The organism is Pseudomonas orientalis, assembly GCF_002934065.1.
Taxonomy (GTDB): domain Bacteria; phylum Pseudomonadota; class Gammaproteobacteria; order Pseudomonadales; family Pseudomonadaceae; genus Aquipseudomonas; species Aquipseudomonas orientalis_A.
The window spans coordinates 3,667,610-3,690,513 of sequence record NZ_CP018049.1 but is presented as its reverse complement, the minus strand read 5'-3'; the positions used below and the strand labels follow the sequence as shown (position 1 = coordinate 3,690,513).

19 protein-coding genes are annotated in these 22,904 nt (G+C 62.0%); 7 read left to right on the top strand and 12 right to left on the bottom strand.

Annotated features, from left to right (window positions below):
• Nucleotides 1-17: 17 nt before the first annotated feature.
• Both BOP93_RS16510 and BOP93_RS16505 read left to right on the top strand, forming a co-directional pair.
• A complete protein-coding gene (locus BOP93_RS16510; RefSeq protein ID WP_104505305.1) occupies nt 18-2,366 on the top strand; it encodes a fimbria/pilus outer membrane usher protein in 2,349 nt (782 codons plus the stop codon).
• 23 nt (nt 2,367-2,389) lie between these two features.
• Nucleotides 2,390-3,379, top strand: a complete 990-nt coding sequence (locus BOP93_RS16505; protein WP_167400618.1) for a Csu type fimbrial protein — start codon at nt 2,390-2,392, stop codon at nt 3,377-3,379.
• On the opposite strand, the gene BOP93_RS16500 is transcribed toward BOP93_RS16505, so the two are convergent.
• Nucleotides 3,376-4,113, bottom strand: coding sequence for an anti-sigma factor family protein (locus tag BOP93_RS16500; RefSeq protein WP_104503471.1), 738 nt, complete (start codon nt 4,111-4,113; stop codon nt 3,376-3,378). The two genes, BOP93_RS16505 and BOP93_RS16500, sit on opposite strands and share 4 nt — an antisense overlap.
• Nucleotides 4,110-4,616: a sigma-70 family RNA polymerase sigma factor gene (locus tag BOP93_RS16495; RefSeq protein ID WP_104503470.1), complete on the bottom strand. Its 507-nt coding sequence runs from the start codon at nt 4,614-4,616 to the stop codon at nt 4,110-4,112. Before BOP93_RS16495 ends, BOP93_RS16500 begins: the two co-directional genes overlap by 4 nt.
• 171 nt (nt 4,617-4,787) lie before the next feature.
• Between BOP93_RS16495 and BOP93_RS16490 the strand changes: the two genes are divergently transcribed.
• Complete coding sequence (locus BOP93_RS16490; RefSeq protein WP_104503469.1) at nt 4,788-5,870, top strand: catalase family peroxidase; 1,083 nt, start codon at nt 4,788-4,790, stop codon at nt 5,868-5,870.
• Nucleotides 5,867-6,406: a cytochrome b gene (locus BOP93_RS16485; protein WP_104503468.1), complete on the top strand. Its 540-nt coding sequence runs from the start codon at nt 5,867-5,869 to the stop codon at nt 6,404-6,406. The genes BOP93_RS16490 and BOP93_RS16485 overlap by 4 nt, the downstream gene beginning before the upstream one ends.
• A 17-nt stretch (nt 6,407-6,423) precedes the next feature.
• On the opposite strand, the gene BOP93_RS16480 is transcribed toward BOP93_RS16485, so the two are convergent.
• Together BOP93_RS16480 and BOP93_RS16475 are read right to left on the bottom strand one after the other, a co-directional pair.
• Nucleotides 6,424-7,575 carry a M14 family metallopeptidase gene (locus BOP93_RS16480; protein WP_104503467.1) on the bottom strand — a complete coding sequence of 384 codons (1,152 nt, stop codon included), beginning with the start codon at nt 7,573-7,575 and terminating at the stop codon, nt 6,424-6,426.
• A 463-nt stretch (nt 7,576-8,038) separates the two neighbouring features.
• Nucleotides 8,039-8,389, bottom strand: a complete 351-nt coding sequence (locus tag BOP93_RS16475) for a DUF6124 family protein (RefSeq protein WP_104503466.1) — start codon at nt 8,387-8,389, stop codon at nt 8,039-8,041.
• 129 nt (nt 8,390-8,518) lie between these two features.
• Here BOP93_RS16475 and BOP93_RS16470 point away from each other — a divergent pair, with 129 nt between their 5' ends.
• On the top strand, nt 8,519-9,154 hold the full coding sequence (locus tag BOP93_RS16470; RefSeq protein WP_104505304.1) for a LexA family protein: 636 nt from the start codon (nt 8,519-8,521) through the stop codon (nt 9,152-9,154).
• On the opposite strand, the gene BOP93_RS16465 is transcribed toward BOP93_RS16470, so the two are convergent.
• The 4 genes from BOP93_RS16465 to BOP93_RS16450 form a co-directional block, all read right to left on the bottom strand.
• The gene (locus tag BOP93_RS16465) at nt 9,151-11,076 is read right to left on the bottom strand and encodes an acetyl/propionyl/methylcrotonyl-CoA carboxylase subunit alpha (protein ID WP_104503465.1); all 1,926 of its coding nucleotides are present in this window, start codon (nt 11,074-11,076) and stop codon (nt 9,151-9,153) included. The genes BOP93_RS16470 and BOP93_RS16465 overlap by 4 nt on opposite strands.
• Nucleotides 11,073-11,879 (bottom strand): gamma-carboxygeranoyl-CoA hydratase, encoded by an 807-nt coding sequence (locus tag BOP93_RS16460; protein WP_104503464.1) that lies wholly within the window; start codon nt 11,877-11,879, stop codon nt 11,073-11,075. Before BOP93_RS16460 ends, BOP93_RS16465 begins: the two co-directional genes overlap by 4 nt.
• Before the next feature lie 133 nt (nt 11,880-12,012).
• Nucleotides 12,013-13,620 carry a carboxyl transferase domain-containing protein gene (locus BOP93_RS16455; RefSeq protein ID WP_104503463.1) on the bottom strand — a complete coding sequence of 536 codons (1,608 nt, stop codon included), beginning with the start codon at nt 13,618-13,620 and terminating at the stop codon, nt 12,013-12,015.
• Between the two features lie 11 nt (nt 13,621-13,631).
• Nucleotides 13,632-14,795: an isovaleryl-CoA dehydrogenase gene (locus BOP93_RS16450; RefSeq protein ID WP_065894891.1), complete on the bottom strand. Its 1,164-nt coding sequence runs from the start codon at nt 14,793-14,795 to the stop codon at nt 13,632-13,634.
• A gap of 150 nt (nt 14,796-14,945) precedes the next feature.
• Between BOP93_RS16450 and BOP93_RS16445 the strand changes: the two genes are divergently transcribed.
• A complete protein-coding gene (locus BOP93_RS16445; RefSeq protein ID WP_104503462.1) occupies nt 14,946-16,583 on the top strand; it encodes an AMP-binding protein in 1,638 nt (545 codons plus the stop codon).
• Nucleotides 16,584-17,123: 540 nt separating this feature from the next.
• Here BOP93_RS16445 and BOP93_RS16440 read toward each other — a convergent pair.
• The 3 genes from BOP93_RS16440 to BOP93_RS16425 form a co-directional block, all read right to left on the bottom strand.
• Entirely contained in the window at nt 17,124-18,023 is a 900-nt protein-coding gene (locus BOP93_RS16440) for a hydroxymethylglutaryl-CoA lyase (protein WP_065896759.1), read from the bottom strand.
• 16 nt (nt 18,024-18,039) lie between these two features.
• On the bottom strand, nt 18,040-18,432 hold the full coding sequence (locus tag BOP93_RS16435) for a MerR family transcriptional regulator (protein WP_104503461.1): 393 nt from the start codon (nt 18,430-18,432) through the stop codon (nt 18,040-18,042).
• A 601-nt stretch (nt 18,433-19,033) separates the two neighbouring features.
• Nucleotides 19,034-19,969, bottom strand: coding sequence for a LysR family transcriptional regulator (locus tag BOP93_RS16425; protein ID WP_027606275.1), 936 nt, complete (start codon nt 19,967-19,969; stop codon nt 19,034-19,036).
• A 167-nt stretch (nt 19,970-20,136) separates the two neighbouring features.
• Here BOP93_RS16425 and BOP93_RS16420 point away from each other — a divergent pair, with 167 nt between their 5' ends.
• Nucleotides 20,137-21,366, top strand: a complete 1,230-nt coding sequence (locus BOP93_RS16420; RefSeq protein ID WP_104503460.1) for an acyl-CoA dehydrogenase — start codon at nt 20,137-20,139, stop codon at nt 21,364-21,366.
• 120 nt (nt 21,367-21,486) lie between these two features.
• Here BOP93_RS16420 and BOP93_RS16415 read toward each other — a convergent pair whose 3' ends face one another.
• The gene (locus BOP93_RS16415) at nt 21,487-22,818 is read right to left on the bottom strand and encodes a substrate-binding domain-containing protein (RefSeq protein ID WP_104503459.1); all 1,332 of its coding nucleotides are present in this window, start codon (nt 22,816-22,818) and stop codon (nt 21,487-21,489) included.
• Nucleotides 22,819-22,904: the final 86 nt, after the last annotated feature.

The window sequence follows — 22,904 nt, the reverse complement described above, 5'->3', positions numbered from 1 at the left end:
TTGAAGGACGCAACGCCATGGTGAGTCGTGGTTGGACTCGTGGTATATGGCCATCAGTGGCAGTGGTAAGCGGGCTGTGGGGCGCTGCGGTAGCGGGCGATCTGCCGCCGCCGCCGAGCAGCATGGAGGCGGTCGCCGATGCACAGCTGTTTCTGCAATTGGTGGTCAACCAGATGGACACCGGCCGGGTCATCGCGGTCGAGCAACGCGCCGGGCAGCTCTTCGTGCCCGCCAGCGCCTTGCAGGACGTGGGCATGAAGCTGCCGGGTGACCCCGATGGCAGCGTGGCCCTGGACAGCGTGCCTGGCCTGCACAGCGATTACGACAGCAACGGCCAGCGCCTGCTGCTGGATGTGCCACCGTCGTGGTTGCAGGAGCAGTTCATCGGCAACCGCAACACCTACCCGCGCACCCAGGCCATGAGCAGCTTCGGCGCCTTGCTCAACTATGACGTGTATTTCAACGACACCGACGAGGGCGGCAGCTACCTTGCGGCCTGGAACGAGGTGCGTCTGTTCGATAACTGGGGCACCTTGTCCAACACCGGGCAACTGCGTCAGACCCTGTCCAATGGCATCAGCAACAGCACGCTCAACAACGGTTACCGACGCTACGACACCACCTGGCGCTTTTCCGATGATGAGCGGCTGCTCACCTACGAGGCCGGGGATGTGATCAGCGGTTCGCTGCCCTGGAGCAGCTCGGTGCGCCTGGGCGGGGTGCAACTGTCGCGGGACTTTGCCGTGCGTCCGGACCTGGTGACGTACCCCTTGCCGCAATTTGCCGGCGAGGCGGCGGTGCCCTCGTCGGTCGACCTGTTCATCAACGGCTACAAGACCGAAAGCGCGCAGCTGCAACCCGGGCCGTACACCCTGACCAACATCCCGTTCATCAATGGTGCCGGTGAGGCCGTGGTGGTCACCACCGACGCCCTCGGCCGCCAGGTGTCGACCACCGTTCCCTTCTATGTCACCAGCACCTTGCTGCAACACGGCTTGACGGATTTTTCCGTGGCCGCCGGGACCTTGCGTCGCGGTTACACCCTGCGCGATTTCGGCTACGGGCCGGGCGTGGCCAGCGGTACGTTCCGCTACGGCTATTCCGACAACCTGACCCTGGAAAGCCACGCCGAAGCCTCCAGCGACCTGACCCTCGGCGGGCTCGGCGGCAACCTGCGCCTGGGCAATTTCGGCGTGCTCAATACCGCCGTCAGCCAGAGCCGGTTCGACAGCCGCAGCGGCCGGCAACTGAGCCTGGGCTATCAGTACAACAGCGCGCGCTACAGCCTGATGTACCAACGTGTCGAACGGCGCGACGCGTATGCCGACCTGACCCTGGTCGACACGCCCTACGCTCGCCTCAGCAAGCGCAGCGAGCAAGTCACCCTGAGCCTCAACCTCGAGCGGTTCGGCAGCCTCGGCCTGGGCTATTTCGACGTGCAGGCGGCGGACGACTCGCGCACGCGGCTGCTCAACCTGAGCTGGAGCAAACCGCTGTGGCGCAACTCCAGCGTGTACCTGTCGGCCAACCGCGAAATCGGTGACAGCAACTGGGCGATGCAGGCGCAACTGGTGATTCCGTTCGACCTCAACGGCAGCCTGGCCTTGAGCACCGAGCGCGGCAAGGACGGCGCCAGCCGCCAACGCATCAACTACAGCCGCGCAGTGCCCAGCGAAGGCGGGGTGGGTTACAACCTCGGCTACGCCCAGGGCGACACCCCCACTTATCGCCAGGCCGATCTGACCTGGCGCTTGCAGTCGGTGCAGCTGCAGGCCGGTGTGTACGGCAGCAGCGAGGCCCAGACACGCTGGGCGGATGCCAGCGGCTCGCTGGTGTGGATGGGCGGTAACACGTTTGCCGCCAACCGCATCAACGATGCCTTTGTGGTAGTGAGCACCCAGGGATTCGCCGGGATTCCGGTGCGCTATGAAAACCAGTTGGTCGGCGAGACCGACAGCAAGGGCCACTTGCTGGTGCCCTGGAGCAGTGCCTATTACCGCGCCAAATATGAAATCGACCCGCTGAACCTGCCACCGAATGTGCAGAGCCCGAATGTGGAACAGCGCGTGTCGGTACGCCGTGGCAGCGGCTACCTGCTGGAATTTCCGTTGCGCCGGGTGCTCGCCGCGAGCATCACCCTGCTCGACAGCCAGCATCAGGAGTTGCCGCTGGGCAGCCTGGTGGTGCATGAGCAGAGCAACACCCAGGCGGTGGTCGGCTGGGACGGGCTGGTGTATCTGGAAAACCTCAGCGCCCACAACACGCTGCACGTCACCCTCGCAGAAGGTCGCAGTTGCCAGGCGAGCTTCGATATCGATGAGCATCAACAGGACGTGCCGCTGATCGGGCCGTTGGTCTGCCAATGAAGGATTGAACAGGGAGTGTTCGGGTGAGGGGCAAGGGATGGTTGTTTGGGGTAGCGCTGTTTGGTTTGGGACTGTTGTGTTCAGGCACGGCGTTGGCCGCGTGCTCGGTGGGGGCCACGGTGCCGGCCAGTTTCGGCTCGATCAGTTCGATGACCGTGCGTACCGCTGCGCAGACCAGCTCCACCACCAGCGCCGGGCTGAGTTGCACCTCGTCCCTGATTTCGCTGCTGGTGTCGACCGACCATTTCTACGCCACGATTACCTCGCCCCAGAGCGGCATGCGCGGGCCGACCGGGGATGTGATCGGCTACACGATTTATGGCACCAACAGCACCAGTTATCCGATCACCCGTGGGGCGCAGTTCGATTTTGGCGGCGCCGGCGGTATCGCCCAGATCATCGGCCTGATCGCGGGGCCGGGTCCGAAAAGCGTGCCGTTGTACCTGGGCAGCATCACCGGCAGCAATGTCGCCGCCGGCTTGTATACCGAGACGCTGAACATTGCCTGGAACTGGAACTATTGCTCGGGGGTCGGGCTTGGCGGTATCTGCCTGGGCCGTGATATTGGCAGCGGCACGGCGTCACTGACCGTGAGCATGACCGTGACCAACGACTGCCAGATCACCGCCCCCACTATCAGCTTTGGCAGCGCGCCGGTGGTCAGCGGTTTCGCCGCCGTGACCGGGCAGACCATCAACATCGCCTGCACCAAGGGCAGCGCCTACACGGTGGGCTTGAGTGACGGCCAGAACGCGGTCAGCATCGGTGGGCGGCGGCGCATGATTTCCGGCGGCAACTACCTGGCCTACGACATTTTCAAAAGTGCCGGAACCACCCGTTGGGGCAGCGTTGGCGCGGCGCGGCGGGCCAGTTCCACGGCGGAGGTCAACCCTGGCAATGGCTTGGGCACGGGCAGCCAGGTGTACAACTACAACGCCAGAATCTACACCGACCAGCCCACGCCGCCGGCCGGTATCTACCTGGACAACGTAGTGCTGGACGTGGGGTTCTAGAACTTCATTTGCTGCGCGCCGGCTTGATCCACTGGGCTGACCATCGCGTAGTTGTACCCGCCGCCCGACCAATAGTCAGCCTGCAAGCCGTCGGCGCTGCGGCTGCCGCGCGGCAGGAAGCCGTTGTTCGGACCCGGCGGACGGATATAGAAACTGATGCGCCGACCCTGCGGGTCTTCGTACAGCACCATGGCCGCTGCGCCTTGGTCGGTGGTGAGCAGGCGCCCGCTGACCGGCTTGAACCCCGCCTGGCTCAAGTCGGGCAAGCGATGGGCCTGGTTGAAGTAACGATCGAGCCAGGCCTGCATGGTGCTGCGGTCCTGAGCGTTGTAATCGGCGGGCATGATGCCGTCCTGGGCAAACAGGCGGTATGCCTGCATCGCATCGGCCATCGGCAACAGCGCTGGCTGGGTGGCCTCGCGGGCGTGCCAGCCGCCCAGTCCGCCGAGGCTCACAGCGATCAGCAGCAGCGCCGCGGTGGCGAGATGGCGGCGGGACCGTTGCCTGATGCGCTGACGAATCAGCGCCGGGTCCAATGCCGGGTTGCCTGGCTGTCGCAGGGCACCGCTCAAAGAGGCGCGCAGCAACTGTGCATCCTGTTGCCAGGCATGCACCTGGGCGGCCACATCGGGGTGGCTCGCCAGCCAGGTTTCAAGGGCACGGCGATCACTGTCCGGCAACTGGTGATCGACGTAGGCGTGTAAGTCACGTTCGCTGGGAGGCAGGCTGATCATTTGAGTATCCGCAGGGAAGGGCTGGCAATTTCGCCATCGCTGAGTTGACGCAAGGCCTGGCGGGCGCGTGAGAGACGCGACATCACCGTACCGATGGGCACGTCGAGTATTTCGGCGACTTCCTTGTAGCTCAAGCCTTCGACGGACACCCACAGCAGCAGGGCGCGCTGCTCGGCAGTGAGGTGGTCGAACGCTTGCAGGGTGGATTGGGCCATCACCGTACGCTCCACCGAGGGCTGCGCATCGTCGCGGCCGGTGAAGAACTCGAGCATGCGCGCGTAGCGCCGGCTGCGCCGATGGGCATCGAGGAATTGCCGGTACAGGATTGAAAACAGCCACGCGCGCAGGTCGCCTTCGATGCGCTTGTCGGCCCAGGCGATGATCCCTCGTTCCAGGGTTGACTGCACCAGGTCGTCGGCGCTGCTGGCGTTACGGGTCAGGGATACGGCAAAGCGCCGCAACCTGGGGATGAGTTCACGTAACTGTTCGTCGAGTTCATGCATGGGCGTCTGGCTGGCTACTACGCTGCTGGGACTGGAGAGACGTGCGGCGCTGAAGGTTATTCCATGGGCCGAAAAATAAAACGCGGCCAGGGAATAGAGTTTATCGGCGTGCGTCTCAATGCTCCGACCTTATGTTTCACCCCCTGAGGCCTCTGGCCCTGGAGTTCATTCATGGTAGATCACTCACCACCGCCTCGTCCTCCTTTAAGCACTGCTAGCCTGATCGCGCGACTCGCGGGTATCGGCGCCGTGGTTGCGGTTGTTGCCGGGGCATTTGCCTACGTCAACGGCACGCTCGACCCACAGCGTCTGCGGCCAAAAAACCTGGTCAATGCCCTGGAAACCAATAACGGTGTGCACCCGGGGTTTCGGCGTAACCATGCCAAGGGCGTGTGTGTGGCCGGGTACTTCGAGAGCAGTCCCGAAGTGCGTGCCTACTCCAGCGCCCAGTTGTTCAACGAGGCGAAAACCCCGGTGATCGGGCGGTTCGCCTTGCCCAGCGGCAACCCTTATGCGCCGGACAGCAGTGTGCCGATCCGCAGTTTTGCCGTGCAGTTCAGCCAGGCCAACGGCCAGCAGTGGCGCACCGGGATGAACAGCATGCCGGTGTTCCCGGTGGGTACGCCCGAAGCGTTCTACCAGTTGCTCAAGGCCGGCGCGCCGGACCCGGCCACCGGCAAGCCGAACCCGGCGAGCATGCCGGCGTTTTTTGCCGCCCACCCGGAGACGGCGGCGTTTCTGGCCTGGGTCAAAACCGCCAGGCCATCGGCCAGTTACGCGACCGAAACCTATAACGGCATCAACGCGTTTTACCTGGTGAGCGCCGACGGCAAACGCCAGGCCGTGCGCTGGACCGTGGTGCCACAGAGCCAGGATGCAGCGGGCGATACCGCGCCTGAGGGCGGCGATTTCCTGGAAAAAGACCTGGTGCAGCGCCTGGCTGCGGGGCCCCTGCATTGGCAGCTGAACATGACGCTGGCCAACCCAGGCGACCCGCTCGATGACGCCAGCAAGACCTGGACCGGTGCGCACAAGGTAGTCAACGCCGGCACCCTGGTGTTGCAGAGCAGCCAGCCACAAGCCGACGGCGATTGCCGCGATATCAACTTCGACCCGCTGATTCTGCCCAGCGGTATCGAGGCGTCCAATGACCCGTTGCTGGCGGCACGCTCGGCGGCCTATGCCAGTTCATACCTGCGCCGTGCCGGTGAAGTCAGTCCGTTGCACAGTGTCTCCCAGGAGTCGAAGCCATGAAGGTTCAACCACGATTTTTCGCCCCGCTGGCGCGTTTGCTGCACTGGCTGATGGCGTTGATGATCATCGCCATGCTGTTTATCGGCGCGGGCCTGGCGGCGTCGGTGTCTGAGCGGCACGAGTGGCTGATTCACCTGCACAAGCCGCTGGGCATCGCCATCCTGGCGCTGGTCGTGGTGCGCCTGGTGGTGCGTTTTTCCACGCGCCAACCGCCGCTGCCGACGGACTTGCCGCTGTGGCAAGTACTCGCGGCCAAGGCGTCCCATGTGGTGTTGTATGGATTGATGCTGGTGTTGCCGTTGTTGGGCTGGGCAATGATATCGGCCGCCGGTGACCCGGTGATGCTCAGCAGCTCCGTACAACTGCCGGCATTGGTGTCGGCGAATGCGCCGTTGTTTGCCCTGTTGCGCAAGGCCCACGGTTATCTCGCCTACCTGCTGTTCCTGACGGTGCTGGTGCACCTGGCGGCCGCGCTCTTTCACGGGTTGATCCGCCGAGACGGCGTGCTGCAAAGCATGACCGGCACCCGGCACTGATCAGCTTTGGCTGACAGTCAACGCACGTGGTCGATGATATCGGCCACGCTGCTCAGGACGTGCTTGCCCAATTGCCTGGAGCGCTCGCCTGACCAACCGGTTTGCGGATTGGGCGCGTCATCATTGTCCTTGAAGGGCATCTCCAGGGTCAGTGACAGGCAGTCGTATTTCTCACCGACCGCATTGCAAGCCAGGGTCATATTGGCTTCGCCCGGCAGGTCGCGGGTGTAGCCGTGGGTGGTCTGAAAGTCACGAGTCAGTTGGCTCAGGTGACTGCGCAAGTGTTTTTCCAGGGCTTCGATACGCGGGCTGTAGCCGGGGTTGCCTTCACAGCCGGCGGTGAACACGTAGGGGATTTCTTCATCGCCATGGATATCGAGGAACAGGTCGACGCCATATTTTTCCATCTGCTGTTGCACGAACAGGACTTCCGGGCTGAGTTCCTGGCTGGCGCTCTGCCAGGCGCGGTTGAGGTCCTGGCCCATGGCGTTGGTACGCAGGTGGCCATGAAATGCGCCGTCGGGGTTCATGTTGGGCACCAGGTACAGGTCGGCGACGGCCAGGAGCTTTTTCAACTCGCTATCACCGCTCTGCTGTAGGCGTTCGATTACCCCCTCCATAAACCATTCGGCCATGTTTTCGCCGGGGTGCTGCTGGGCGATGATCCAGACCTTGCGGCGGCCTTCGCCGCCTTTGCCACGGCGCAGCAGTTGGATATCGCGGCCTTCGACACTTTTACCGGTGGCCAGCAGCTTGACGCCGGCGTACTTCAGGGCTTGCTCGATCAACCAGTCGTGACGTTCACGGCTATAGGGTTCGAAGTAGGCGAACCAGGCGTGCTTTTCCCGGGTCTGCAGGCTGATATGCAGAATCTCGCCATCAAAGCGTGACGGCACGCGGAACCAATTGACATGGTCGTAGGACGCTACGGCGTTATAGCCAGTCCATGCGTGCTTGTAGGACGACCCGCCCGCGTTGCTCAGGCGAAACGTGTGGGTGTGGCCCACATGCATGCCTTCGGCCTTGAAGTGGAACCACTGATAATGTTGGCTGCGTGTGTCGGGTTTGATTGCCAGCAACAACTGGTAGGCATCGCTGGCATCCAGGACCTGGATATTGCCGCTGTCGAAGTCGGTGCTGATTTTGATGGACGTCAAGGCCACGGTCATAGTCTGGTTGCCTGAATATGAAGATGTGGCGGCTATCTTACACAGGCGGCAGGCAATGTCTGGAAGCAAAATTGTTGCACGGGGGAGGGGGCGTCATCCGTGACGCCGCCGCAGCTTAGGGTCTATGAGATTGATTCTCAAGCGCTAAATCGCGGAGATATGGCTTGAAGTGTTGGTGCGGCTTTCTTTTCGCAATAGTCTTTTGCTACCATCCGCGCCATCAAGCAACACACAGTCTTCATTAGCCTGAAGCCATGCCAGAAACAACTGGCAAAAAAAAGACCCGGCCAAAGAGCCGGGTCAAAAACCGTGATTAGCCTGATGAGGAGATATTCCAAGAGTCCGACCTAAGGTCTCTTGGTCTATCGACTGATCTCGCGATCAGCTGGGTCCAATAATAATCATTATCATTTGAGAGTCAAATGTTTTTATCCGTACGATAGAAATATTTTTCTCGCGCACGTCATGAGTTTTCTTGAACGTCCGACGTTCGCAACGACCGCTCCACCATCGCCTTCGCCATATCGATCAAATAAACCACTGAAAAGGCCAGGTCACGCTGATTGCCCTGATGGCTGCTCGCCGACTCGTAGGCGGTTGCCGCGGCACTGCGCAGCAGGTCGGAGGCATGCACCAGCGCTTCCTCCTGGCTGATGCCCGGTTTGAGGGTGAAAAAGGCTGCGTCCGATGCAGGCGCAGACATCTCTTCTTTCAAGTAATAGTCCAGCGCACGCTGTGCGGCGCCGCTGCAGCGCATGTCGTGCAGCTCAATGTTTTCAGGTATTTCAGGCAGGTGATACGGGCTCGTCGTCATAAGGGGCGGTACTCTGGGTGGGTGTCGAAAACCTTATATCGATGATAGTACGTATCGTATTTATGTCGTTTCATGGATTACTACAAACTGTTTATTGCCCTGGAAAATACGCGACGTATTGTCAGCGCCATGGATAACTGGATAGCGTTGGTGCGAGCCAACATGAAAGACCGCAAGGTCACGCAGGATGAACTGGCGGAGCGCCTGGGCATGTCCCAGGGCGGCGTAGGCCATTGGCTCAACAAGCGCCGCGTTCCGAGCATCGCCGACATGAACCGGGTACTGGCGGAACTGGGGCTGGGCTACCTCGAAGTGGCGCTGGAGATTCGCGAGCGGGCGGATACACAGGCGGCACTGGAGCACCATTACAACCCGTATTTTCGCTACCCGGTCAATGACTGGAACGGTGTGTGCGAACTGCGTGAAGCACGCGCCAGCTATGGGCCGGAACGCTTTGAATTGACCGATTACCACGCCCACGGCGATGCCTTCTGGCTGCCGGTGATCGGCGACGCCATGACCGCGCCCAGTGGCCTGAGCATCAGCGCTGGCATGCTGATCCTGGTAGACCCGGCCCTCGAGGCGCAGCCCGGCAAGCTGGTGGTTGTGCAATGGCTCGACAACCCCCAGGCCACTTTTCGCCAGTTGCAGGCAGACAGCGGCCAGCTTTACCTGGTGCCGCTCAATCCCACCTACCCCAAATTGCTGTTCACCGACGACTGCCGCATCCTGGGTGTGGTCGTGCAAGCGACGGCGAAGTTCTAGTCCGCCGGCTCCAGTTCCACCAGCGCAGTACCTTCGGCGACCATTTCCCCCTCCTGGCAAAACAGCGCCTTGACCACGCCCGTCTCAGGCGCGCGGATGCTGTGTTCCATCTTCATCGCTTCAAGTACCACCAGTTGCGCACCGGCTTCGACGCGTTGACCGATGTCCACCAGCACCCGCACGATGCTGCCGTTCATGGGCGCAGTGAGGCCGCCTTGAGGTGTGTGGCCGGCCTCGGCCGCCGCAATCGGGTCGAACAGGCTGATCGCCTGCAGCTCGCCATCCCAACGCAAATACACCGTGTCTTCAGTGCGCACCGCCAGATGGGAGCGGCGTATACCCTGATGCTCGATGACCAGTTGCTCGCCTGTGAGTGGCGAGGATTGCCCGGCCAGCGTGACCAGTCGATCCTGGCCATTACAGCTCAAATGCAGTGAAACCTGCGCCGGCAGTCCCGCGCGAAAGCCCTGGGTCGCCGCCCAGGGGTCGTCACCAGTCGGCAAGGTTTGCATAAAGGCCGAAGCTGCCGCCTGCCAGAACTCATCGCTCAACGCCCCGGCCACCGGCAGTAGATCAGCCTGATAGCGCGGAATAAACCCGGTATCCAGCTCGGTCGCGGCAAAGGCCGGATGACCAATGATGCGCCGCAGGAAGCCCAGGTTGGTCTTGAGCCCACCCACGACAAATTCGTCGAGCATGCTCAGCAAGCGCAGCCGCGCCTGTTCACGGTCCTCGCCCCAGGCAATCAACTTGCCGAGCATCGGGTCGTAGAAAGGCGAAACAATGTCACCTTGCTCGACGCCGCTGTCCACGCGCCGCCCGGCGCCTGGCCTGGACTCTCGGTACAGCGCCAGCCGTCCGGTGGCGGGCAGGAAGTCATTGGCCGGGTCTTCGGCATACAGCCTTACCTCAATCGCATGCCCCCTCAGCGGTACCTGCGCCTGGGTGATCGGCAGCACCTCGCCCTGGGCGACACGGATCTGCCATGCCACCAGGTCGAGGCCGGTAATCGCCTCGGTGACCGGATGCTCGACCTGCAGGCGGGTGTTCATCTCCATGAAGAAAAACTCGCCGCGAGCGTCCAGCAGGAACTCTACCGTCCCCGCGCCCACATAACCGATCGCCTGCGCCGCGCGTACCGCCGCTTCGCCCATGGCCCTGCGTTGCTCGGCACTGAGTCCCGGCGCGGGGGCTTCTTCCACGACCTTTTGATGACGCCGCTGTATCGAGCAATCGCGCTCATTGAGGTACAGGCAATTGCCGTGTTGATCGGCAAATACCTGGATTTCCACATGGCGCGGTTTGAGCAAGTATTTCTCCACCAGCATCTGCCCGTTGCCGAATGACGACAGGGCCTCGCGCTGGGCGGAGGCCAGGGCTTCTGCCAGCTGGCTGACATCCTCGACCACCTTCATGCCCTTGCCGCCGCCGCCGGCCGTGGCCTTGAGCAGTACGGGATAACCGATACGCGTACAGGCTTCGCGGAAGGTCTCCAGGTCCTGTGATTCGCCGTGGTAGCCCGGCACCAGCGGCACGCCGGCGGTTTCCATCAGCGCCTTGGCCGCCGACTTGCTGCCCATGGCGTCAATGGCCGAGGCGGGCGGGCCGAGGAAGATCAAGCCCGCGGCCTCGACGGCCCGGGCGAACCCGGCGTTTTCCGACAGGAAACCGTAACCCGGATGAATTGCCTGGGCGCCGCTGGCGTGGGCGGCGGCGATCAGTTTATCGATCTGCAGGTAACTGTCAGTGGCTTTGCTGCCGCCCAGGTCGACACGAATATCCGCCTCGCGGCTGTGCCGCGCATCACGGTCGATCGCACTGTGCACAGCCACCGTGGTCAGCCCCATCGCCTTGGCGGTGCGCATGACCCGGCAGGCAATTTCGCCACGGTTGGCCACCAGCACGCTATTCAGTGTACTCATGGATGCGGCTCCTTGGTTTGCCAGCTGGGTGCGCGTTTTTGCAGAAAAGCGCGCAAGCCTTCCTGGCCCTCGGCACTGACCCGGATACGCGCGATGGCGTTTTCACAGTAACGCCGCAGCGCTGGGGTCAGGGCACCGTTGCCCACCTCACGCAATAAGTCTTTGCTCGAACGCATCGCCGCCGGGCTGTTGTGCAGCAGGTTGGCGATCCACTCATCCATCCGTTGGTCCAACGTCTCGAGCGGGTAGCTTTCCGCCAGCAGGCCGATCTCTCGCGCACGCTGGCCGTCGAACCGCTCGGCCGTCAAGGCATAGCGACGGGCCGCGCGTTCACCGATGGCCTGCACCACGAATGGGCTGATCACCGCCGGTGCCAGGCCGATGCGCACTTCCGACAGACAGAACTGCGCGTCATCGGCACCGATCGCCATGTCGCAGCAACTGATCAAGCCCAGCGCGCCGCCGTAAGCGGCGCCTTGTACCACCGCCAGGGTGGGGATTTTCAGTTTGGCCAGGTTGTACATCAACTCGGCCAGTTCACGGGCGTCGTCCAGGTTGATGTGGTAATCCAGCTCGGCCGACTGCTGCATCCAGGCCAGGTCGGCGCCGGCGCTGAAGTGCTTGCCGCGCCCGCGCACCACCAGAAACCGCAGGGACGGGTCGCCCTGTACGTGGTCGAGGGCGATGATCAGTTCGCGGATCATCTGGGCGTTGAACGCGTTGTTCTTGGCTTCACGACTGAGCCACAGCGTGGCAAAGCCACGGCTGTCGGTGATCAGTTCAAGGGTGTTGAAATCGCTCATGCAAGAAGCTCCATGAAAATGAGAGGCCTCCTGTAGGAGCAAGCTTGCTCGCGAAGGTCGTCAACGATAACGCGGGTATCCAGGGTGCACGCGTTGACAGGACGTTTTTCGCGAGCGAGCTCGCTCCTACAGGTTACATGCGGAACACGCCGAAGCGGCTCGGCTCGATAGGCGCATTGAGGGCGGCGGACAGCGCCAGGGCCAGCACGTCGCGGGTCTGCAACGGGTCGATGACGCCGTCATCCCACAGGCGTGCGCTGGAGTAGTACGGATGGCCCTGGGTTTCGTACTGGTCGAGGATCGGCTGCTTGATCGCCGATTCTTCCTCCGCACTGAACGGGTTGCCGGCGCGCTCGGCCTGCTCGCGCTTGACCTGCACCAGCACGCCAGCGGCCTGTTCGGCGCCCATCACGCCGATGCGTGCGTTGGGCCACATCCACAAAAAGCGCGGGTCATAGGCACGACCGCACATGCCGTAGTTGCCGGCACCGAAACTGCCGCCGATGATCACGGTGAACTTCGGCACCTTGGCGCAGGCTACCGCCGTGACCAGTTTGGCGCCGTGCTTGGCGATGCCGCCGGCTTCGTATTTCTGGCCGACCATGAAGCCGGTGATGTTCTGCAGGAACAGCAACGGAATCCCGCGCTGGCAGGCCAGTTCGATAAAGTGCGCGCCTTTTTGCGCGGCTTCGGCGAACAGGATTCCGTTGTTGGCCAGGATCGCTACCGGGTAACCGTGCAGGTGCGCAAAGCCGCACACCAGGGTGGTGCCGAACAGTGCCTTGAACTCATCGAACACCGAACCGTCCACCAGCCGTGCAATCACTTCGCGCACGTCGAACGGCTGCTTGGCATCGGCCGGGATCACGCCATACAGCTCTTCGCCGCTGTACAACGGCGCGACGGGCGTGCGTTGGCGCAACTCGCCCAGCTTGCGCCAATTGAGGTTGGCCACGCTGCGGCGGGCCAGGGCCAGGGCGTGTTCATCGTTGTCGGCATAGTGATCGGCCACGCCGGAAATCCTGCAGTGCACATCGGCACCGCCGAGGTCTTCGGCGCTGACCACTTCGCCGGTGGCGGCCTTCACCAGCGGCGGGCCGGCGAGGAAGATAGTCGCCTGCTGGCGCACCATGATCGCTTCGTCGGCCATGGCCGGCACATAGGCGCCACCGGCGGTGCAGGAGCCCATCACCACGGCGATCTGCGGGATGCCCTGAGCGCTCATATTCGCCTGGTTGAAGAAGATCCGCCCGAAGTGCTCGCGGTCCGGGAAGACTTCGTCCTGGCGCGGCAGGTTGGCACCACCGGAGTCCACCAGGTAAATGCACGGCAGGCGGTTCTGCTCGGCGATGGTCTGGGCGCGCAAGTGCTTCTTGACCGTCAACGGGTAGTACGAGCCGCCTTTCACGGTTGCATCGTTGGCGACGATCATGCACTCGACGCCTTCCACGCGGCCGATGCCGGCAATCACGCCGGCGGCAGGCACGTCTTCGCCATACATCTGATGGGCGGCCAGTTGGCTTAATTCGAGGAACGGCGAGCCCGGGTCGAGCAAGCGATTGATACGCTCGCGTGGCAGCAGTTTGCCGCGCGAGGTGTGGCGTTCCTGGGCCTTGGCGCCGCCGCCTTGTTGTACCTGGGCGAGCAGGGCGTGCAGCGCGTCGACCTGTCGGCGCATCGCCGCGCTGTTGGCGACGAAGTCCGGCGAGCGTGGGTTGAGCTGGGTATGCAGGGTGGCCATGGGCAGCTCCTTCAGCGGGTTTCGTTGAACAGTTCGCGACCGATCAACATCCGCCGAATCTCACTGGTGCCGGCGCCGATTTCGTACAGCTTGGCATCACGCAACAGGCGCCCGGCGGGGAATTCATTGATGTAGCCGTTGCCGCCCAGGATCTGGATCGCATCAAGGGCCATTTGCGTAGCGCGTTCGGCGCTGTACAGGATCACGCCGGCGGCGTCCTTGCGCGTGGTCTCGCCGCGCTCGCAGGCCTGGGCCACCGCGTAGAGGTAGGCGCGACTGGCATTGAGTTGGGTGTACATATCGGCGACCTTGCCCTGGATCAGCTGGAACTCGCCGATGCTCTGGCCGAACTGCTTGCGGTCGTGGATGTAGGGCACGATCAGGTCCATGCAGGCCTGCATGATTCCGGTGGGGCCGCCGGAGAGCACCACGCGTTCGTAATCGAGGCCGCTCATCAGCACTTTGACGCCGCCATTGAGCACGCCGAGGATGTTTTCCTCGGGGACGTGCACGTCATCGAAAAACAGCTCGCAGGTGTTGGAGCCGCGCATGCCCAGCTTGTCGAACTTGCTGCTGCGGCTGAAGCCTGTCCAGTCACGCTCGACGATGAATGCGGTGATGCCATGGGCGCCCTTTTCCACGTCGGTCTTGGCGTAGATCACGTAGGTGTGGGCGTCGGGGCCGTTGGTGATCCAGGTCTTGCTGCCGTTGAGCACGTAGGCGTCACCGCGCTTGTCGGCGCGCAGTTTCATCGACACCACGTCGGAACCGGCATTCGGCTCGCTCATGGCCAGGGCACCGATGTGCTCGCCGCTGATCAGTTTGGGCAGGTACTTGAGTTTCTGGGCGTGGGTGCCATTGCGGTTGATCTGGTTGACGCACAGGTTGGAGTGGGCGCCATAGGACAACGCCACCGAGGCCGAGCCGCGGCTGATTTCTTCCATGCTCACCACATGCGCCAGGTAACCCAGGCCCGCGCCGCCGTATTCCTCCGGCACGGTGATGCCCAGCAGGCCCATGTCGCCGAACTTGCGCCACAGGTCGGCGGGAAATAGGTTGTCGATATCGATCTGGGCTGCGCGGGGCGCGATTTCCTTGGCCACGAAGGACTGCACCTGATCGCGCAGCATGTCGATGGTTTCGCCGAGGGCGAAGTTCAGGGACGGGTAACTCATGGACAGGCACCTTAATGTGAGCTTTTGTTGTTGTGTAGGCAACGCGCGGGGGAGGGCGCTGACCTTTACGTTAACGTAAGCTTGCGTTGCGGCGCTGTCAATCGTAGTTTACGTTTACGTCAACCTACAAAAAAGACAACAGGGGTCGTTATGGATCAACCGAATCCGAGCTACAGCCGTGGCTCCCAGGACAAGGCCTTGCTGGCCATGACCATTGGCGAGGCGTTCGATCGTACCGCTGCGCAGTATCCTGATGGCGACGCCTTGGTGGTCCGCCAACAACAGCGGCGCTACACCTGGCGGGAGCTGGCCGAGACGGTTGATTTGCATGCACGGGCGTTTCTCGCCCTGGGCATGCAAACCGGCGACCGCCTGGGCATCTGGGCACCCAATTGCGCCGAGTGGCTGGTCTGCCAGGTGGCGAGCGCGAAACTCGGGGTGATCCTGGTCAATATCAATCCGGCGTACCGCAGTAGTGAATTGGACTACGTGCTCAAGCAATCCGGCTGCCAGTGGCTGGTGTGTGCCGGTGCGTTTAAGACCTCCGATTACCACGCCATGCTCCAGGCGCTGAAGCCCGACCTGCGTGGCCTCATCAGCCTGGACCCCAATCCGCCGCCCGCATTCATGCCCTGGTCGCAACTGTCGGCGCTCGGTACCGATGTTCCGCCCGGGCACTTGCACAGTCGCCAGGCCAGCCTGCACTTCGACCAACCCGTGAACATCCAATACACCTCCGGCACCACCGGCTTCCCCAAGGGCGCTACCCTCAGTCACCACAATATCCTCAATAACGGCTACATGGTCGGCGAAAGCCTCGGGCTTGCCGCGCAGGACCGTTTAGTCATTCCCGTGCCGCTGTACCACTGTTTTGGCATGGTGATGGGTAACCTGGGGTGCATCACCCACGGCACCACCATGATCTATCCCAATGACGGCTTCGACCCCCTGCTGACGCTGACCGCCGTCGCCGAAGAGCGCGCTACCGGCCTGTATGGCGTGCCGACCATGTTTATCGCCATGCTTGATCACCCACGCCGCGCCGAGTTCGACTTATCCAGCCTGCGTACCGGGATCATGGCCGGGGCGACGTGCCCTATCGAAGTGATGCGCCGGGTCATCAACGAAATGCACATGAGTGAAGTGCAAATTGCCTATGGCATGACCGAAACCAGCCCGGTGTCGTTGCAGACCGGAGCCGACGACGATCTGGAGCGCCGCGTGACCACCGTAGGTCGCACCCAGCCGCAGCTGGAAAACAGGATCATCGACGCTGATGGCAACACCGTGCCACGCGGTGAAATCGGCGAGCTATGCACGCGCGGCTACAGCGTGATGCTCGGCTATTGGAACAACCCAGAAGGCACCCGCGATGCCATCGACGAGGAGGGATGGATGCACACCGGCGACCTGGCGACCATGGACGAGCACGGTTATGTGAGCATCGTCGGGCGCAACAAGGACATGATCATTCGCGGTGGCGAGAACGTATATCCACGGGAGCTTGAGGAGTTTTTCTTCACCCATCCGGCCGTGGCCGATGTGCAGATCATCGGTATCCCCGATGAACGCTACGGTGAGGAAATCGTCGCCTGGATCAAGTTCCACCCGGGGCAGGTGGCGAGCGAGCTGGAACTGCAAACCTGGTGCAAGGGCCGCATCGCCCACTTCAAGATGCCCAGGCATTTCAAGTTCGTGGACGCGTTTCCGATGACGGTGACGGGCAAGATCCAGAAATTCCGCATGCGCGAGATCTCAATCGAAGAGTTGCAAACACTCTCGCAATAACACACAGAAAGCACAAATGGGACCCGAAGGTCCCCTTTAATTTGTCGTTGCGTGCTCTTTTTTTATTATTGAGGGGCGGCCTGTTGTTGTTTTTGGTAGCCGTGACCCGTACCGCTGTTTTGGCGACCCCCATCCGGGGTCAAGAGCAAACGTATTTTTTTGAGCGCTGATCTGCTTTTTCGTAAACGATCCAACCAGTGGGTAGCTACCTGAGGTAGTTTTATTTTTCTCTAACCGGTTGCGGGTTTCGGCACGCCGTACCCTGCAAAGCACATCTTCTCCAAAAAAATCTGTTAGCTGCGTCTCTGCCGTGTTGTTTTTGTTATGTCAGAGTCGTTTCGTCTTATTTTTATTAGGTTTGGTGCTTTTTATTCTTGTTATGCCATAGAGATAGCAGAAGCCGTGCCAAGTTTTTAAAATCCTTTAAAATCAATGACTTGATTTTTTGCCAGGGTCTATTTTTTTGGATGGGCGGCGGATTATGTTCCCGCGTTACCCGTTATGCCGGGCTGCGGTAACACATTGTCACAGCTGTGCTACTCAACCGAGGTTACGCGCCTTCGCCACTCGCGATCCGCTTGCCCGTCCCAGCACCTGGCTGATCTGCTGGCCCGCGCCAATCAGGCGCTCCAGGTCGATGCCGGTGTCGATCCCGAGTCCATTGAGGAGGTACACCACATCTTCGGTGGCGACGTTACCGCTCGCGCCCTTGGCATAAGGGCAGCCGCCGAGGCCCGCGATAGAGCTGTCGAACACCTGGATGCCTTCCAGCAGGCTGGCGTAGATGTTGGCGATCGCCTGGCCGTAGGTGTCGTGGAAATGCCCGGCGAGCTTGTCGCGCGGCACCTGTGCGCCGACCACCTCGAACAGCCGCCGTGTCGCGCCCGCCGTGCCGGTGCCGATCGTGTCGCCCAGGGACACTTCATAACAGCCCATGGCGTACAGCTCGCGGGCGACAGCCGCCACCTGCTCCGCAGCAATATCCCCTTCGTAGGGGCAACCCAGCACACACGACACATACCCGCGCACGCTGACGCCGTGCTGCCGGGCCGCGGCCATGATCGGCGCAAACCGCTCCAGGCTCTCGCTGATGGAGCAGTTGATATTGCGTTGGGAAAACGCTTCGGACGCCGCCGCAAAGACCGCGACTTCCTTGACCCCCGCCGCCAGTGCATCTTCAAAACCGCGCAGGTTTGGCGCCAGCGCGCCATAGGTCACGCCTGGCTTGCGCTGGATCTGCGCGAACACCTCGGCGGAGCCGGCCATCTGCGGCACCCATTTGGGCGACACGAAACTGCCGACCTCGATATAGCTAAGGCCGGCGGCGCTCAAGGCGTCCACCAACCGCACCTTGTCGGCGACGCTGATTGGCTGGGCTTCGTTCTGCAATCCGTCGCGCGGGCCGACTTCCACCAGGCGTACGTGTGAGGGGAGGGTCATGGCGGTTACCTTCTTGTCAATGGCCGGCCTGGCGCATGGTGTGTGCCAGGGCCTGGGTGCAACGCTCTTCGGCGGTGTCCAGTTCCAGCTTCATTTGTTCGATATCCAGCAACTGTTGCTCAAGCTGTTCACGGCGCTCGGCGATCTTTGCCAGCATGCTGTTGAGTTGAATGTGGTTGCCGCTGGTGGGGTCGTAGAGCTCGATCAACTCGCGGCATTCGGCCAGGGAAAAGCCGATGCGCTTGCCGCGCAGGATCAGTTTGAGGCTGACCTTGTCCCGCGCCGAGTAGATGCGCTCCTGGCCGCGGCGTTCGGGGGCCAGCAGGCCTTGTTCCTCGTAGAAACGAATGGCGCGGGTGGTGATGTCGAGCTCGCGGGCGAGGTCGGAGATGCTGTAGGTGATGCTCATGGCGGTGCTCGAGAAAGGCTTGGCGCTAAGCTAATGTCAGGTTGACGTGAACGTCAAGGGCCCCCTTGCTGGTGCTCCACAATTCAATGTGGGAGGGGCTTGCCCCCGATGGCGGCCTCAGGGCCGACCAGGCTTTTGTGTCGATCCCGGTGCAAATGTGGGAGGGGGCTTGCCCCCGATGGCGGCCTCAGAGCCGACCAGGATGTTGGATTGGACCGAGTACATATCCGTTTCTGCGGTAACGGCTGCTTAGGGTTCCGCCCTGACGGCGGCTCACTTTTGAAAAGCGCAAAAGTAAGCAAAACGCTCTTGCCCCACCACTCGGCACCTCGCCTAGGCTCGGTGTGCCCGAACGCAGGCTTGAATCCGTGGGCCGCCGCCACGCGCCATCCATGGCGCGGGGCGGCTAACCCGGCGTCCTGCCGGGTTACCCACGGATTCAAGCCTGCGTTCGGCCAGCGTGGTTTAACGGGGCGCCTGAGATCAAGATCAAGAGCAGATCAAGATCAAGAGCGGCTCGCTTCGCATCGTGGTTAGCGGTGGGCGCTACGGCGTTGTGTAGATACTGCAAGCCCCCCCCACACTGGGGCCTCCTGCAACCTCAAGCCTGTTGCTTATCCAGTTTCTTCTCGTGGGCGGTGACTTGCTGGCACAACTCGATCATCTGTTCGCGCATCCAGCGGTTCGCCGGGTCCTGGTCGGTGCTTTCATGCCAGTACAGATGGGTTTCCACCGGCGGCACGTCATTGACCGGCAGGTTGAACCAGTGCAGTTCATGGCGACGGGCAAAGCGTTCGGGCACGGTCATGACCATGTCGGTCTGCTGCAATACTTGCGATGCCATCAGATAGTGCTGGGAGCGCAGGGCGATCTTGCGCTGGATGCCCATCTTGCCCAGGGCGAGGTCGACATGCCCCAGGCCGTTGCGGCGGCTGGAAATATGGATATGGGTCAGCGACAGGTAGTCATCCAGGGTGAATTTGTCCTTGCCCGCCATCGGGTGGCCCTTGCGCATGGCGCACACGTAGCGGTCTTCCATCAGCTTGACGTGACGCACTTGCGGGTCGGTGTTGAGCGGCGCATCCACGGCAAAATCCAGGCGCCCGGCGGCCAGTTCCTTGGTGGTTTCGCGGCGTTTGGACAGGAAACTCTCGATGACCACCGTCGGCGCGAGGCGGCGCAGGCGTTGGAACAGCAGCGGTAAAATCACCGCTTCGGTCAGGTCGGTCATGCTGATGCGATAGGTCTTGGCCGCCTGTTGCGGGTTGAAAATCCGGCTCTCCTGCACCGACACCCGCAGCAACGACAACGCATTGCGCACCGGGCCGATGATGTTCTGCGCCATCGGCGTGGGCACCATGCCTTGGGCCGTGCGCACGAACAGCGGGTCGTTGAAGGTCTCGCGCAGGCGTGCCAGCGCGTTGGAGACCGCCGGCTGGGTGATGCCGACAATCTGCCCGGCCCGGGTGAGGTTGGCTTCGGTGTAGATCGCGTCGAAGACGATAAAGAGATTGAGGTCGACCTTGCTCAGATTCATGGGGGTTGCGCTCTTATTATCAGGTGGCGATTTTTTACGTCTTCAGACGTCAATCATATATCGGTGATGAATGTTAATACACGCCGAGAATAGGCTAGGTAAATTATCAACGCTGTTCTAGCATCGATTGCATGACCTAAACAACCTCTCAGAGAAGGGAGCCGCTCATGGATTTCGCCTATTCGCCCAAGGTTCAGGAACTGCGTGAACGCGTCAGCGCATTCATGGACGCTTACGTCTACCCGGCCGAGCCGGTGTTCGAACGCCAGGTCAGCGAAGGTGACCGCTGGCAGCCCACTGCGATCATGGACGAGCTCAAAGCCAAGGCTAAAGCCGAGGGGTTGTGGAACCTGTTCCTGCCGGAGTCCGAGCTGGGCGCCGGCCTGACCAACCTCGAATACGCGCCACTGGCCGAAATCATGGGCCGCTCGTTGCTGGGCCCGGAACCATTCAACTGCTCGGCCCCCGACACCGGCAATATGGAAGTGCTGGTGCGTTACGCCAATCAAGAGCAGAAACAACGCTGGCTCGAGCCGCTGCTGCGCGGCGAGATTCGTTCAGCCTTCGCCATGACCGAACCCGATGTGGCCTCCTCGGACGCCACCAACATGGCCGCCCGCGCCGAACGCCAGGGCGATGAATGGGTGATCAACGGCAAGAAGTGGTGGACCTCCGGCGCCTGCGACCCGCGCTGCAAGATCCTGATCTTCATGGGCCTGAGCAACCCGGATGCGCCGCGCCACCAGCAGCATTCGATGATCCTGGTGCCGGTGGACACGCCCGGCGTGACAATCCTGCGCCCGCTGCCGGTGTTCGGCTACGACGATGCGCCCCACGGTCACGCCGAAGTGCTGTTCGACAACGTACGCGTGCCTTACGAAAACGTGCTGCTGGGTGAGGGGCGCGGGTTTGAGATCGCCCAGGGGCGGCTTGGCCCGGGCCGTATCCACCACTGTATGCGCTCGATCGGCATGGCCGAGCGCGCGCTGGAGTTGATGTGCAAACGCTCGGTCAGCCGCAGCGCCTTCGGCAAGCCGTTGGCGCGCCTGGGGGGCAATATCGACAAGATCGCCGACTCGCGCATGGAAATCGACATGGCGCGGCTGCTGACCTTGAAAGCGGCGTACATGATGGACACCGTGGGCAATAAAATCGCCAAAAGCGAAATCGCCCAGATCAAGGTGGTTGCGCCCAACGTGGCGCTGAAAGTTATCGACCGCGCCATCCAGATCCACGGCGGTGCCGGTGTGTCCAATGATTTCCCGCTGGCTTATATGTACGCCATGCAGCGCACCCTGCGCCTGGCCGATGGGCCGGATGAAGTGCACCGGGCGGCGATCGGCAAGTTTGAGATTGGCAAGTATGTGCCCAAGGAGCTGATGCGCGGCGGGCAGTGAGACCGCGTCGCCTGCTATCGGGGGCAAGCCCCCTCCCACATGTTGACCGTATTCACAAATCCAAGTGTGGGAGGGGGCTTGCCCCCGATGAGGCCGGTTTGAACACCCCAAAAACCAGCCTCAGTACACCCAGACCTCCACCCGCCGATTCTTGATCCGGCCTTCATCCGCCGTATTCGCCGCCACCGGCATCTGTGCGCCGAACCCGCGAGTATCGCGCAGTATCACGCCGCTTTTCACCAACTCCCGGCGCACCGCCATGGCCCGCAACTTCGACAGCAAGGCCGCCCGCTGCGGATCATTCTTGGCATCGCCAAACCCCACCAGCGTCACTTGCTTGTGCAGTTTGCCGTGGCTTTTCAGGTAGGCCACCACCGGCTGCACATCCTGGCGCGCCTTGTTGTCCAGGCTGGCGCTGCCTTCCTCGAAACGAAAGTTCACCGTCAAACGCTGGGCGTTGCGCACAATCGCCTGATACTCCTCGGGCATCGAGGCGCGGGGCTCCACGCCGATTGCCTGCACGTGCTGGGCGATAAAACCATTGGCCGCCACGATCGCCTGGCCCTGGCTGCTCTGGGCAAAGTCCACCAGTGCCTTGGCCCAGGGATTCTGCGTCGCCGGCGGCAGATAAACGTACAGTCGCCGTGACAGCGGGTAATCCTCGGTGGCGATCAGGCTGCCCAGTGGCAGCATCGGTTGCGAGTCTCCATCGACAACCGCCACCGTCTTGGCCTTGCGGACGTAGGGCAGCCCGATAAAACCGATGCCTTGAGGGTCCTGGCTGACCGCATCGGACAGCGCTTCACTGGATTCGAAACGCCGGGCCGACGCCACCAGCGGTGTGTCGCGGCGGTTCAGCACGAGTTCCTTGAAGGTGTCATAGGTGCCGGACCGGTCGTCGCGGGCGTACACATGAATGGCGCCGCCACTGCCGCCCAGGGCTTCCCAGGTGCTGATCTGACCATTGAAGATCTGCGCCAGTTGCTCGGTGTCCAGCGTGTTGAGCGGGTTGCGGGGGTTGAGGATGATTGCCAGGCCATCGATGGCGATCACCTGTTCGGCTTCCGGGCTTTTCAGGTCGCCCAGGGTTTCCAGGTCGACCAGTTCGCTGTCTTTGATCGGGCGCGACGATGCGGCGAGGTCGGCACTGTGGTTTTTCAGCGCGGCAAATCCTGTACTGGAACCATGGGCGGCTACGTCGATGCTCACGGTTTTACCCTGACGGGTCTTGCCGATCACGTGCTGTTCATTGGCGCCCTCGGCGGGTTCGATGCGCACGCCTTGCAAACCCTGGCGCTCCATCAACCCCTTGACCAGCGCCGGGCCCAATCCCGCGCCGATGGTGTTGGAACCCTGGATACGCAATGCCGGGCCTTGATCGGGAAGCGGGAGAGGGGCAGACACAGCGAAAAACGGGAACAGCGTCAGCAGTAACAGAACGCGCAGCCTCATGCCGGCACCTTTTTGCGCCAAAGGAAGTGCTGCGAGATTAAGTCAGTTGGATTGCAAACATATGACTGATACACCACAGAACAAAA